Raw genomic sequence first — 14,208 nt, 5'->3', positions numbered from 1 at the left:
TCCTTTTGGATAAAATCCCAAATTAAAATTTAACATGGAGAGATATTTTTGAAAGTTATAAAACGTAATGGCAGAACAGAAGAGCTTGATATAAGTAAGATTAAAAAATACACAAACGAAGCGGTCCTTGGACTAAGCAACGTAAGCCTTAGCGAGCTTGAAGTAGATGCGAAAATCCAGTTTAGAGATATGATAACGACTGAGGAAATTCAGCAAACTCTTATAAAAACAGCAGTTGATAAGATCGACATCGACCGCCCAAACTGGACATTTGTTGCTGCAAGGCTATTTTTATACGACCTTTATCACAAAGTATCTGGCTTTAACGGCTACAACCACCTAAAAGACTATCTCGTAAAGGGCGAAAAAGTAGGCCGTATCATCCCTGGACTAAAAGAGAAGTATGATCTTGAGGATCTAAACGCCTACATTAAGCCCGAGCGCGACCTTCAGTTTGCATACCTTGGTATCAAGACGCTTTATGATCGCTATCTTATCAAAGATAAGAGCGGCATGCCGATCGAACTGCCACAGCACATGTTTATGGCGATCGCGATGTTTCTTGCGCAAAACGAGCTAGATAGCCAAGGCTGGGCCAAGAAATTTTATGACCTTATCTCTAAATTTGAAGTGATGCTAGCCACGCCAACACTCTCAAACGCAAGGACTACACGCCACCAGCTAAGCAGCTGTTACGTAGGCAGTACGCCTGATAATATCGAAGGAATTTTTGATAGCTACAAAGAGATGGCGCTACTTTCAAAATTTGGCGGCGGTATCGGCTGGGACTGGAGCAAGGTGCGTGCGATGGGTGGCAGTATTGACGGACACAAAAACGCAGCTGGCGGTATCATTCCATTTTTAAAAGTGACAAATGACATCGCAGTGGCGGTCGATCAGCTAGGCACTAGAAAGGGTGCGATCGCTGTTTATATCGAGCCTTGGCATATGGACGTGAGCGATTTTCTCGATCTTCGTAAAAACTCAGGCGAAGAAAGACGTCGTGCACACGAGCTTTTCCCTGCGCTTTGGATAAACGACCTATTTATGAAGCGTGTTAAAGAAAATGGCCGCTGGAGCCTCTTTGACCCAGCTCAAGTAAGCGATCTTTGCGACCTTTATGGTGAGGAGTTTGAGAAGAGATATTTAGAGTATGAAAACGACGAAAATATCCAGAAAAACACCATCCTTGCAAAAGAGCTTTGGAAGAAAATTTTAACTAGCTATTTTGAAACTGGCATGCCATTTTTGTGCTTTAAAGACAATGCCAACAAAGCAAATCCAAATGACCACGAGGGCATCATCAGAAGCTCAAATTTATGCACCGAAATTTTCCAAAACACAGCGCCAAACTACTATAAGATCAAGATCACTTATGAAGATGGCGGTGAGGAGCTATTTGACGAAGAAGAAGACGTCACTGTAGATAGTGGCATAACTAAAAAAGCCAAAAAGCTTAGTGCGCTTGATAGCCTAAAAGGCAAGCAAATTTTCATCGTAGAAAAAGAGAGCATCGAGGGCAAAACTGCAGTTTGCAACCTTGCAAGTATAAATTTAAGTAAGATAAATAGCAAAGAGGACATCGAGCGTGTCGTGCCGATAGCCATTAGGATGCTTGATAATGTTATAGATCTCAATTTCTACCCACACAAAAAGGTAAAGCACACAAACCTAGCTTCTCGCTCGATCGGCCTTGGTGTCATGGGTGAGGCGCAAATGCTAGCCGAGAAAAACGTAAAATGGGGCAGCTATGAGCATTTGGCGCTGATAGACAGCATAATGGAAAACATAAGCTACAACGCGATCTACGCTAGTTCAAATTTAGCCGTAGAAAAGGGCGTCTATCCAAAATTTGAAGGCTCAAAATGGAGTAAAGGCATCATGCCGATAGACACTGCAAACGAGAGTGCAAAAGCTCTTTTAAACGACAAAGGCGGGCTATTTGACGAAAATATCTGCGACTGGGACAAGCTAAGAGAAAAGGTTAAGCGTGATGGTATGAGAAACGGCTACCTAATGGCGATTGCTCCAACTAGCTCGATCTCGATCCTCGTTGGCACCACTCAGACCATCGAGCCAGTCTATAAACGCAAGTGGTTTGAGCACAACCTAAGCGGCATGATCCCAAATGTCGTGCCAAATTTGAGCCCTGACACTTGGCAGTTTTACACACCAGCTTACGAGCTTGATCAAAGAATTCTTATAAAAGCAGGCGCTATTCGCCAAAAGTGGATCGACCAAGGTCAAAGCTTAAATATCTTCATGAGCTTAGATAAAGCAAGCGGCGGATATCTAAGTGAAATTTACACGCTTGCGTGGGAGCTCGGACTAAAATCAACCTACTATCTACGCTCTGAAAGTCCAGATAGCGAAAAACTAAACGACGTGGCTGACCGCTCGATCGAATGCGAAGGTTGTCAGTAATGCTAATAAAGCATCAGTGCTCCAACTGATGCTTTACTTTTTATAAAAATCTTTTATTTCTAATATCCAGATTGGAATAAATTTTTCATTATTTTCCTTCTCTTTAGATATTTCTACATATTTTTCAGCAAATTTAATTTTATTTGATCCTTCGTTTTCTTCAAAATAATTTTTTAAATCAATACTTTTTAAATTATCAATAAAACTTGTATTTCCATTATTTTTTTGTATATTTATCTGATATTTGTTTGATTTATCCAATTTTTCCATTGTTTCTTTGAAAATTATAGGATTTAAAGATTGTTCTATATCAGTTTGAGTAGTATCTGAATTTTCAAGTGTATATAATCGTGTTTCATCGTTTCCAATATTGCATAATCTTCTAATTTTTAAGTGCTTATTTCCATCTTTAATGTACTCTTTATGTCTTATCTTATCTGTATCGATTAGACAAAATACTTTTCCTCTTAATTTGTCATCCTCTTTTTTTAGAGGCAGTTCTAAGTGTTCATAAATTTCTGAAACTTTTGTATTTCCGCCAAGAGGTAAAATTCTTAAATTATTTTTCACTTCATCTTTAAAAAAATATTCAAAGTATATTTTTTCACTCACGCCTTCTACTAAAAGCCAGTTATATGGTTTCTCGCAGTATAGTGAGTAATATATAGCTTGAACTAAATCATTTATACTTTTTAAATTAAAATCATGAGGAATTTCATTTTTACTTTTTTGCATATCGTTTTTTACTCTTGCCTTATAGTCATACAGATCATAGGTCTCAAAAAGTATTTCCTTCTTATTTTTTGTTTCTTTTTCTGTTAAAAAATGTCCAAAACCTTCATTTAAGATAGGCAAGAACCCATACCAATGAGTAGTAATAAACACTTGACAATTTTTTGAAACTTTATTCAATCTATCAAATTGCTCATAACAAACAGAAGTATGGAGTGAATTTTCTGGTTCATCTATTGCTATAATTGTTGCTGAATCTCTATCTGTTTTTATTAGAAATGCGGATATTATGTCTATCAGGGCTTGTCTTTTTTCTCCTGCACTTAATTCACTAATTTTTTTATTATTTTTATATAAAATTCTTTTTTGAAAATATGCTTCTATTATTTTATTTACAATATCATTTTTTGTTATTTTATTATTTCTTTGCTGTCCTGTTTTATACTCATAATTATTACGTAGGCTATTTTGTATTTCTTTAATAAAATTATCTAACCTTGGATTAATTCCATTTGTACCATCTAGCTTAATACCAGACAACATACTTTCTATTTCTTTTTTTAGTTTTTTTCCAAAAACTTTTTGCATTTCTGTTGTTTCTATTTTTGTAAAATTTTCTATATTAAGTTCGACCGGAAAATATATATATGAGTAATGATCTTTTATGATTTGTAGAATTTTATTATATTTTTTGGCGAGCTCACTCTTGTACTCTTGAATTTCTTCTGTTGATATTGATGTTGTTATGTTTATATTCTTATTATCAAGTACCTTACTGAGAAATTCTTGCGCTATAGTGAAGGTTCCAAAAGATATTTTTGGGCTACTGTTTGATATAAATTCTTCACCGATCATTAGAAGATAATACTCTTCTTTAGTTATACCTTGTTTTAATAAATCATCCCTAATATTTTTAAAGCCTTTAATATCAGCACTTCCGGATAACGATTTTATATTCCAGAAAAAATCATTAAGTTTATCTATATCTTTTATACAATGAGCAGGAAAAATACAATCAGATTTTTTAATTAAAAAAATTGGAACAAAAAATGGTTTATTTCTTTCTCCTGAAGTTGCATTTTTATTAATGTTGTAGATTTTTTCATTAAAGAAACTATCAAATCCTTCAAGAATAGAACTTTTGCCTATTCCATTTTTACCAACATAACTTATAAAGTTAAAATCTAATTTATACCCTATAGGAATAAAGTTTATGCCCTCATATGCTTTTATATGTCTTAAATAAAGCCCAACAACCATGTACGCTACCTTTATGTAAAAATATCATTTATTGGTATATGATTAAGATGATTTTAAAATTTATATCGTTAAGTCTACCTTAGGATTTCATTATTTTTAAAACTGTATTTTTAAAAAATAAAATTAAAATAATTATTTAAGTAAAAATAATCAAATTTTAGTTTAAGATACATAAACTAGGTAGAAATATACTTAAGAAAACTTTCCAAAATTTTATATTTTTTGATAAATATTATTAAACAAGATAAAATAGTTATCTATTGTTTAAGCTTTCTTGTCCTATACTTTTAAACTTTATATTGAAAAATTTAGAAGAAAGAGCGAGTAATGCGTGAGATTTTAAAGAGAGATGGCACAAGACAAGAATTTGTAGCATATAAGATAGTAGATGCGATAAAAAAAGCATTTGCTAGCGAAAATTTAGCTTATGATGAGAAAGTTTTTACAAATGTTGTCCAAGATATCTTTCAAAAATCAAGCGCGATAACAGTCGAAGACATCCAAGATGCGATCGAAAAAGAGCTATTTAATAGTGGATATTTCGACGTTTTAAAGAGCTTTATGCTCTACCGCCACACGCATAAGCTTCAGCGTGAGCAAATTTTAGGCCTAAATGACGATACGACTTACATAAACTCAACTCAAACGATAAATGAGTATATAAACGGCACCGACTGGAGAATTTCTGCAAACTCAAATACAAGCTACTCAAACGCAGGTCTCATCAACAACACCGCTGGCAAAGTCATAGCAAACTACTGGCTAGACGCTGTTTATAGCAAAGAAGAAGGTCTAGCTCATAGAAATGGCGACTATCACATACATGATCTTGACTGCCTTACAGGATATTGTGCTGGTTGGAGCTTGCGAGCTTTGTTAAACGAGGGCTTTAACGGCGTTCGTGGCAGAGTTGAGAGTAAAGCACCAAAGCACTTTAGAGAAGCACTTTATCAAATGGCAAATTTCTTAGGAATTTTGCAAAGCGAGTGGGCTGGCGCTCAGGCGTTTTCTAGCTTTGACACATATCTTGCGCCTTATGTTTTCAAAGACGATCTAAGTGACGCTGAGATCAAAAAGGCGATCACTAGCTTTATTTTTAACTTAAATGTACCTGCGCGCTGGGGACAAAGTCCATTTACAAACGTAACCATCGACATCACTTGCCCAAGCGACCTAAGAGATCAGATTCCAACGAGTGATGATATACACCTCTTTACGAATGTAAAAGATGAGAAAATTTTGAAAAAAGCAAACGAGCGTGGCAGAAAAAATTTGATCGATATGACCTACAAGGACTTCGAGCCTGAAATGGCACGCATAGATAAGGCATTTTATGAGGTTTTAACAGCTGGCGATAAATGCTCGCAGCCTTTTACATTTCCAATACCAACGGTAAATATCACAGAGGATTTTGACTGGGATAGCGAAGTAGCGGATGTGCTCTTTGAAAATACCGCCAAAATGGGCTCAAGCTACTTTCAAAATTTCATCGGTTCACAATACACTTATGACGAAAATGGCAATAAGATAGAAAACGAAAAAGCTTATAAACCAGGACATGTTCGCTCTATGTGCTGCCGCTTGCAGCTTGATCTAAGGGAGCTTTTAAAACGAGGTGGTGGTCTTTTTGGTAGTGCAGAGATGACAGGCTCTATTGGCGTTGTCACTATAAATTTAGCTCGTCTAGGATACAACTTCAAAGGCGATAAAGTCGCACTTTATAACAGGCTAAGCTATCTTTTGGAGCTTGCTAAATCAACGCTTGAAAAAAAGCGTAAATTTATACAAGAGATGTATGACAGAGGGCTTTATCCTTATACGGCTAGATATCTAAAGCACTTTAACAACCACTTTAGCACGATCGGTATAAATGGTATGAACGAGCTTCTTAGAAATTTCACAAATGATAAGGAGAATATCTCAACAAAATTTGGACGTGATTTTGCTATCGAGATGGTTGAGTTTTTACGCGATAAGATAAGGACATTTCAAGAAGAGACTGGAAATTTATACAACCTTGAGGCGACTCCAGCTGAAGGCACAACATACCGCTTTGCCAAAGAGGATAAAAAGCGCTATCCAGACATCATTCAAGCAGGCGGTGGGGAGAATATTTACTACACAAACTCAACCCAGCTTCCAGCAAATTTTACAGATGATGCTTACGAGGCACTTGATTTACAAGATGATCTTCAGACTTCATACACCGGTGGCACAGTATTTCACCTTTATATGAAAGAAAGGATCAGCTCACCTAAAGCTTGTAAGGAGCTTGTAAAGAGCATAATCTCAAATTATAAGCTTCCATATATCACTATAACGCCTGTGTTTAGCGTTTGTTCAAAACATGGCTACATTGCTGGAGAACATGAATTTTGTCCGCTTTGCGATGCAGAATTAATAGAAAAAGAGAAAAACAATTCCAAATAAGGAGAGGAAATGACAGAAAAAGAAATTTTAGAAAAAGTACAAGACAAACGCACAAAATGCGTAGTCTATACTCGTGTTATGGGTTATCATCGCCCAGTTGAGAGCTTTAACCTTGGTAAAAAAGGTGAGCATAAAGAGCGTATTAAATTTGATGAATACGCAAGTTGCTGCAAAAGATAATCACCGCAGCCAATAAAAATATAAAAAACTCAAATAAAAAAGGCACAATCTTCTGTGCCTTTTAAATCTCAAAAGGTCCATAAATTTGCATAAAGTCTTTAGTATAACGCCATTTACTACGCTTGATTATCCAGACAAAGTGGCTGCAGTAGTTTGGTTTGCAGGCTGTAATATGCGATGCGTGTATTGCTACAATATAGAAGTTGTAAATTCAAATGGCAATATAGAAATGGATGAGGTTTGTAACTTTTTAGACCGCCGTATAGGTAAGCTAAATGGCATTGTCTTTAGCGGTGGCGAATGCACGGCAAATCCTTTGTTTTTGAAGCTTGCAAGAGAGGTTAAGTCAAGAAATTTTTGCCTAAAGGTCGATACAAATGGCTCTCATATTGAGATTTTAAAAGAGGCGATAGGCGAAGGGCTGATTGACTATATTGCACTTGATTTTAAAGCGCCAAAAGAGAAATTTACGGGCGTAACTGGCTCAAATTTATATGAAAAATTTATTAGCACACTAAAATATCTGCTTGAGATAAATTTTGATTTTGAAGTAAGAACAACCGTGCATGCAGATTTTTTAGATGAAGCAGATATTTCTTTGATGTCTGAAATTCTTTATGACCTTGGATATAGAGGCAATTATTATTTGCAAAAATTCCTTAGCACAGGTGAAAATTTTGGAAATTTAGTTGATGCTAAAAGTAGCTTTGATCCGAAAAAAATCATTTCAAAACTTCCTATCAAACTAAGAAATTTTTAAATTTCTACTCATTATTTTTAACAAAAATTTTTGCTTTGCAAAACTATAATCATTAAAACTAATAAGGAGAAACTATGCAAAATTTTAGCTTTTTAAACCCTACAAAAATAGAATTTGGCAAAGACAAAGAGCAAAATATCGGCAGATACATGAAAGAATTTGGCGTTAAAAAGACGCTTATCATCTATGGCAGCGATAGGATCATAAAAAATGGCCTTTTTGATATCGCAGCAAAGAGCCTAAGTGCAAATGGTATCGAGTTTTGCAAGATAGGTGGCGTGAAGTCAAATCCAGTGCTAAGCAAGGTAAATGAGGCTATAAATTTAGCTAAAAAGCAAAGTGTCGATAGTGTGCTAGCCATAGGCGGTGGCTCAGTGCTTGACACGGCAAAGGCTGTGGCCGCTGGAGTTAGATATAACGGCGACGTTTGGGACTTTTTTACCGGCAAAGATCCAAGCGAAGCGCTTATGATCTTTGACATCATAACGCTTGCGGCAACTGGCTCAGAGATGAACGGCGGCTCAGTCGTCACAAACGAAGCCACGAAACAGAAATTTGCTATGCACGGAGCATGTCTTTACCCAAAAGTATCGGTGATAAATCCACTTCTTCAAGCAAGCGTGAGCAAGGAGTATTTGGTCTATTCAGCTTCTGACATCATCGCTCACAGCATCGAGGGTTACTTTACGGCGAGTATTCAGCCTGAGATCATAAATTTATACATCGAAGCAAACATTAAAACCGTTATGAAAACAACAGAAATTTTGCTAAAAGAGCCAAGTAATTACGACGCTAGAGGCGAGTTTGCCTGGGCTGCGACGATGGCGCTAAATGGCTTAACTTACGTTGGCACAGCTGGCTACTCATATCCAAATCACATGATCGAACACGCCATAGGCGCGGTGGTTGATTGCGCGCATGGAGCTGGGCTAAGTGTGGTCATGCCAGCTTGGATGAAGTGGTATAAAAATAAAAATTTAAAGGCATTTAAGCGCTTTGGCAAAGAAATTTTTGGCGTTGATGACGCAGACGCAGGCATTGAAAAGCTAAAAGAGTGGTTTAGTAAGATTGGCACACCTACAAGCCTTATTGAAATCGGCGTTGATGAAACAAATTTAGACGAGATCATGACGCTAGTTTATGACTACGCCAAGGGCAGGGGCTTGGAGCAAATTTATACAAAAGAGGCCATAAGTGAAATTTTTGCCTTAGCGAGATAGAATTTATCTAAATTTTACAAAGGAAAGATATGAAAAAGATCGCCCTTATAGCTGGAGCCAGTGGCGCTTTGGGAAGTGAGATTTTAAAAAATTTATGCCAGAGCGAGCATTACAGTAAGGTTATCGCCCTTGCTAGGCACGAACTAAATTTTACTCATGAAAAGCTTGAAGTAAAGATAGTAAATTTTGATGATTTTAAAGATGAGGTGCCATTTATTGCTGATGATGTATTTTGCGCGCTTGGCACGACGATGAAAGTGGCAAAGCACAAAGAGCAGTTTTACAAAGTCGATGTGACCTATCCGATAAATTTCGCCAAATTTGGCTTGGAGTGCGGTGCAAAACGCTTTGTCTTGCTCTCGGCTGCAGGCGCAAACAGAAAGTCAGGCTCGTTTTACCTAAAGGCAAAAGGTCAAGCAGAAGCAAAGATAAAAGAGCTTGGATATAGCTCATTTCATATCGCTAGGCTGCCACTTATCGAAGCTGAGAGAAAGGAATTTAGACTTGGCGAGTATCTGGCGATAAAGGCGTTTAAATTTATCCCAAAAGGCTTTTTTGACGAGTATCGTCCGATGAGGGCAGCTGACATCGCTAAAGTGATCGTGGAAGTAGCGCAAGATGACCACAGCGAAGGTGTCAAAATTTATAGCCCGGTGGAGTATGCAAAGTGAAAAGATACATCGCCATCACTGGGGCAAGCTCAGGCATAGGAGCAGCCGTGGCAAAGGCATTTGCAAGGCGCGGGGAGAATTTGATCCTAGTTGCAAGGCGCGGGGAGCTTTTAGAGGAGCTAAAAAGCGAGATAGCTAAATTTGCAAATGTCGATGTGGTGATAGAGCTTTGCGACCTTTCAAAGCAAGAAAATGCCCTTTCTCTTTGGCGTAATTTAGAAAAATTTGAGCTAAAAGCGCTTATAAACAATGCTGGCTTTGGCGACTATAACAAGGTTGGCGAGCAAAATTTAGACAAGATCACGCAGATGATAAATTTAAACATCATCTCTCTTGTGACGCTATCAACGCTCTTTACTAAAAAATATAAAGACAAAGATACTCAGCTTATAAACATCTCTTCGATAGGCGGCTACAAGATCGTGCCAAACGCCGTCACATACTGCGCTAGCAAATTTTTCGTCAGCGCATTTAGTGAGGGTCTTTACCACGAGCTAGCACAAGACAAGCAGGCAAAGATGCAAGCAAAAGTGCTGGCCCCAGCTGCCACAAAGACAGAATTTGGCATGGTGGCAACTAGCAAAGAGAGCTACGACTACGACAAGGCGTTTAAAAAGTACCACACGAGTGAAGAGATGGCGGAGTTTTTGCTACGCCTTTATGATAGCCATTACTGCGTTGGCTCGGTCGATAGAGATAGCTTTGAGTTTAGTCTAAGTAAGCCAAAATTTGACTATGCGGTCAAATTGGGGCCAAAAGATAACTAGGCGTTAAAGCAAAAGTAGGACAAAATAAAAAGGTGGATCATGAAATGCGTTAGAGTTGCTATTTTAGGGGTTTGTTTAGTAGGTGCTTGCTTTGGAAATGAACTTAAATTTGATGAGAGTAAATTTGAGCTAAAAAGCGTGCAAGTTGGCGATAGGACGCTTAAATTTAGAGCCTACGAGGGCATAGTCTATGTGGCAAAGCCAGCTAGCGACTACGAGGTCTTAAATTTCTACGTGCCAGAGGGTAAATTTAGCGACCAAAAGGGTGCTATCTTTATGCCAAACGCTATCGGCGGCTACATGCCAGCTAAGCCACAAAAGCCAGAAATTAAAAACGAAAAGCCAAATGCCACCCTTGAAGCGCTTTTTAGAGGCTATGTCGTGGCAAGCGTTGGCGCTAGAGGCAGGACGCTAAAAGATGGCGAGAAATTCATCGGCAAAGCGCCAGCAGCGATAGTCGATCTAAAAGCGGCCGTTAGATATCTTAAATTTAACGACAAATTTATGCCAGGCGACGCAAATAAAATCATCTCAAATGGCACGAGCGCAGGTGGTGCGATGTCGGCACTGCTTGGCACTAGCGCAAACGCAAAAGAGTATGAGCCATATCTTGACGATCTAGGCGCTGCGAAGGCAGACGATCAAATTTATGCAGTCTCAGCCTATTGTCCTGTTACAAATTTAGAGTACGAGGACGAGGCGTATGAGTGGATGTTTGGGAATTTGGATAAATTTGAAAGGATAGACTTTTCAAGTCTTGATGCGGCTAGCTTTAACGACAGGAGCAAAAAGCCAAATATGATCACAGGCGAGCTAAATGCCACACAAAAAGAGCTCTCACGTGAGCTAAAGAGTAAATTCCCAGCCTATCTAAACTCGCTAAATTTAAAAGACGCCAAAGGCCATACGCTAAGCCTTGATGAAAATGGCGAGGGCAGCTTCAAAGAGTATATAAACGCCCTCATCTCAAAGGCTTTTACCGCTACAAAAAACAGCGATAAAAGCACGCTCACACCTAAATTTGTAACTCTTGACACGCAGGGATGCGAGCTTGGATATACGTTTAAGCTAGAAGACTTCATCGCCTCGCTAAAACGTGCCAAAGCGCCAGTTGCCTTTGACGGCCTAGCTCTTGAAGCCCCTGAAAACGAGCTTTTTGGCGATAGCAAAACGCCTGCAAAGCACTTTACTAAATTTGCTAAAGAGCGAAGCGTGGGCGAGATGGCTGATGAAAATATCATCAAGATGATGAATGCGATGAACTACACCGCAAACAAAAATGGGGCGAAATTTTACCGCATAAGGCAGGGCACAAATGACACCGACCTAGCCCTTGCCGTGCCTGCCATGCTAGCACTTGCGCTTAAAAATGCCGGACGCGAGGTGGACTTTGAAGCGGTTTGGGGACAAGGACATGGCGGCGACTACGACTTAGACAAGCTTTTTGCTTGGATAAAAAGAGTTGAGCAGAAATAAATTTAAGGAAATTTGATGTTTAAAAAACTATTTTTACTAGCTGTTTTGGCAGCTTTTGCCTTTGGGGCGGAGGCTAAAGTGAGCTTGCACGAGCTACTTGTAACGCCAAATAATAAGACTTTGCTAAAGCAGCTTGGCAGGGAAAATATACTAAGTTCAAAGAGCGAGCCAGGTACGCAGGCGGTATTTTTTGCAAGCGCAAAGAGCAAGCCAGAGCTGTTTTATGTTCTTGAGTTTTACAAGGACGAGGCGGCTTATAAAAAGCATATAAGCTCGGCGCACTATAAGAAATTTACAAGTGCGAGCGCTGAAATTTTAGCTAGCAAAAAGGCTATAAGCGTGAAAAAACGGGCTGCGTTTTCTAAAAATTTAACCCCAGAGCGGCTAAAAGATGCCTATTTTCACATCACAAATTTAAGCCTAAAGGCAAAAAGCGATGCGAAATTTGAAAAGCTAGTGAAAAAATATATGCAAAAAAGTGTAGATGAAGGCGCAAATGCGGAGTTTGCTTTTAGTCAAAAGGACGCGCCTAGCAAGTGGGTGCTGGTTGAAATTTACAAAGATGAGGCTAGTTTTGAGAGCTACCGCCACAGCGCAAACTACAAGGCTTACGCCAAAGAGCGAGCGGGGCTGATAGATGAATTTGACGGCTTTGCTCTCAAGAACGAGACTTCATTTAGCAAGATAAAATTTTAGGAGATATTATGAAGAAAATTTCACTTTTTTGCGCCTTGGCGCTTTTTAGCAGTGCGGCATTTGCCCTTGATAAGGCGGGCTGCGAGAGTTTAAAGGATCTAAAGATCTTACATAACGATATGATAGATGCGTTGTGGAACGAGAGTGGCGAAGTCTCGGCTGATAAGATGTCTGCGCTAACTGGCGGTAGTAAAAATATGATCAAAGCAAAGCCCCACTGCGTGGTGCACGGCAAACTCTATAAACGCACCGGCAGTGACGGCAAAGAGTACGCCATAGACTACGAGCTAAGGTTACCAGAGCAGTGGAATGAGAAGTTTTTATTTCAAGGAGGCGGTGGCATGGACGGCTTTGTAGCGCCTGCTCTTGGTGCAGTGCCGATACGAACAAGCACAGCCACGCCAGCGCTTCTTAGAGGCTACGCGGTCGTTACTACAAACTCAGGCCACCCAAAGCCAACGGCTGAGTTTGGGCTGGATCAACAAGCAAGGCTAGACTACGCATACCAAGCCATCGGCAAGGTCACAGACGCAGCTAAACAAATTTTAGTCGCCGCATACGATAAAGCCCCAAAACACAGCTACTTTATGGGCTGCTCAAACGGCGGCAGGGCAGCACTTATCGCAGCTCAGCGCTATCCGCTAGAATTTGACGGCGTCATCGCTGCAAACCCTGGATTTAGGCTATCTCGCGCGGCGATCGCTCAGCAGTGGGATAACCAAGTCCTTATGAAAATAGCTCCGAAAAATGAAAAAGGCGAGAAAATTTTTGCAAATGCGCTAACACAGGACGACCTTGACAAGCTAAGCCAAGCCGTGCTTGAAAAATGTGACGGCCTAGACGGACTAAAAGATGGGATCATCAATGCTTGGGAAACGTGCAAATTTGACCCAAAAAGCTTAAATTTGCCAAAGCAAAAGATAGAGGCGATAGAGAAAATTTTTAATGGAGCCAAAAACAGCAAGGGCGAGCAAATTTATAGCGGCTGGTTTTACGACTCAGGCGTGAGCGCTGAGGGCTGGAGGCAGTGGAAGCTGGGCGACTCGCAAGATGCCAGCAAGCCAAACGCTAGAAATATCACGCTCGCAAGTGGCTCTATAAACTACTACTTTTTAACGCCTGCGCAGCCAAATTTTGACACGATAAATTTTGACTTTGACAAAGATACGCCAAAAACTTTCGAGACCGCTGCGATAAATGACGCTGTATCAACAGACCTTAACACATTTAGCGCAAATGGCGGCAAGCTCATAATAGTAACTGGCGTCTCAGACCCAGTTTTCTCGGCAAAAGATCAAAGGGACTGGTTTAAAAAGCTAGAGGCTGATAATGAAAATAGCCAAAATTTCGCGGCATTTTTTGCGTTACCTGGGATGAACCACTGCGGTGGAGGCAACGGCATAGATGACGTCGATCCTCTTAGTGCGCTTGAAGCGTGGCACGAAAAGGGCGAAGCACCAAAGAGTATGCTAGCTAAGAGCAAGACCTACGCTGGCAAGGAATTTCTAGTGTGTGCCTATCCAAAGGTGGCTACATATGTTGGCGGTGACGCGAGCAAGGCAAGTAGCTTTGTTTGCAAGTAAATTTAAGAA

Annotated in this window: 9 protein-coding genes and 1 pseudogene; 9 read left to right on the top strand and 1 reads right to left on the bottom strand. The window is 39.5% G+C overall.

Translation table 11 applies throughout. From position 1 onward, the window contains the following. Positions 1-48 precede the first annotated feature (48 nt). Complete coding sequence (locus CVT05_RS04235) at positions 49-2,424, top strand: ribonucleoside-diphosphate reductase subunit alpha (RefSeq protein ID WP_107697930.1); 2,376 nt, start codon at positions 49-51, stop codon at positions 2,422-2,424. 33 nt (positions 2,425-2,457) lie between these two features. On the opposite strand, the gene CVT05_RS04230 is transcribed toward CVT05_RS04235, so the two are convergent. After that, positions 2,458-4,416, bottom strand: a complete 1,959-nt coding sequence (locus CVT05_RS04230) for an AAA family ATPase (RefSeq protein ID WP_107697929.1) — start codon at positions 4,414-4,416, stop codon at positions 2,458-2,460. Positions 4,417-4,743: 327 nt separating this feature from the next. Here CVT05_RS04230 and CVT05_RS04225 point away from each other — a divergent pair. The 8 genes and pseudogenes from CVT05_RS04225 (at position 4,744) to CVT05_RS04185 (ending at position 14,199) form a co-directional block, all read left to right on the top strand. Continuing rightward, positions 4,744-7,026, top strand: a pseudogene (locus CVT05_RS04225) (ribonucleoside triphosphate reductase). 85 nt (positions 7,027-7,111) lie between these two features. Next, complete coding sequence (locus CVT05_RS04215) at positions 7,112-7,786, top strand: anaerobic ribonucleoside-triphosphate reductase activating protein (RefSeq protein WP_084109932.1); 675 nt, start codon at positions 7,112-7,114, stop codon at positions 7,784-7,786. Positions 7,787-7,860: 74 nt separating this feature from the next. Next, on the top strand, positions 7,861-9,006 hold the full coding sequence (locus tag CVT05_RS04210; protein ID WP_107697928.1) for an iron-containing alcohol dehydrogenase: 1,146 nt from the start codon (positions 7,861-7,863) through the stop codon (positions 9,004-9,006). A 29-nt stretch (positions 9,007-9,035) separates the two neighbouring features. Beyond that, positions 9,036-9,677, top strand: a complete 642-nt coding sequence (locus CVT05_RS04205; protein ID WP_107697927.1) for an NAD(P)H-binding protein — start codon at positions 9,036-9,038, stop codon at positions 9,675-9,677. Next, positions 9,674-10,444: an SDR family NAD(P)-dependent oxidoreductase gene (locus CVT05_RS04200; protein ID WP_107697926.1), complete on the top strand. Its 771-nt coding sequence runs from the start codon at positions 9,674-9,676 to the stop codon at positions 10,442-10,444. The genes CVT05_RS04205 and CVT05_RS04200 overlap by 4 nt, the downstream gene beginning before the upstream one ends. A 39-nt stretch (positions 10,445-10,483) precedes the next feature. Further along, complete coding sequence (locus CVT05_RS04195) at positions 10,484-11,920, top strand: subtype B tannase (protein ID WP_107697925.1); 1,437 nt, start codon at positions 10,484-10,486, stop codon at positions 11,918-11,920. A gap of 15 nt (positions 11,921-11,935) precedes the next feature. After that, positions 11,936-12,616, top strand: coding sequence for a putative quinol monooxygenase (locus CVT05_RS04190; RefSeq protein ID WP_107697924.1), 681 nt, complete (start codon positions 11,936-11,938; stop codon positions 12,614-12,616). Between the two features lie 8 nt (positions 12,617-12,624). Continuing rightward, complete coding sequence (locus CVT05_RS04185; protein WP_107697923.1) at positions 12,625-14,199, top strand: tannase/feruloyl esterase family alpha/beta hydrolase; 1,575 nt, start codon at positions 12,625-12,627, stop codon at positions 14,197-14,199. Positions 14,200-14,208: the final 9 nt, after the last annotated feature.

The sequence above is a fragment of the Campylobacter concisus genome, from assembly GCF_003049705.1.
GTDB classification, from domain to species: Bacteria; Campylobacterota; Campylobacteria; order Campylobacterales; family Campylobacteraceae; genus Campylobacter_A; species Campylobacter_A concisus_AR.
The sequence above is the reverse complement of the archived record's forward strand: the minus strand, read 5'-3'. Positions and strand labels throughout refer to the sequence as shown.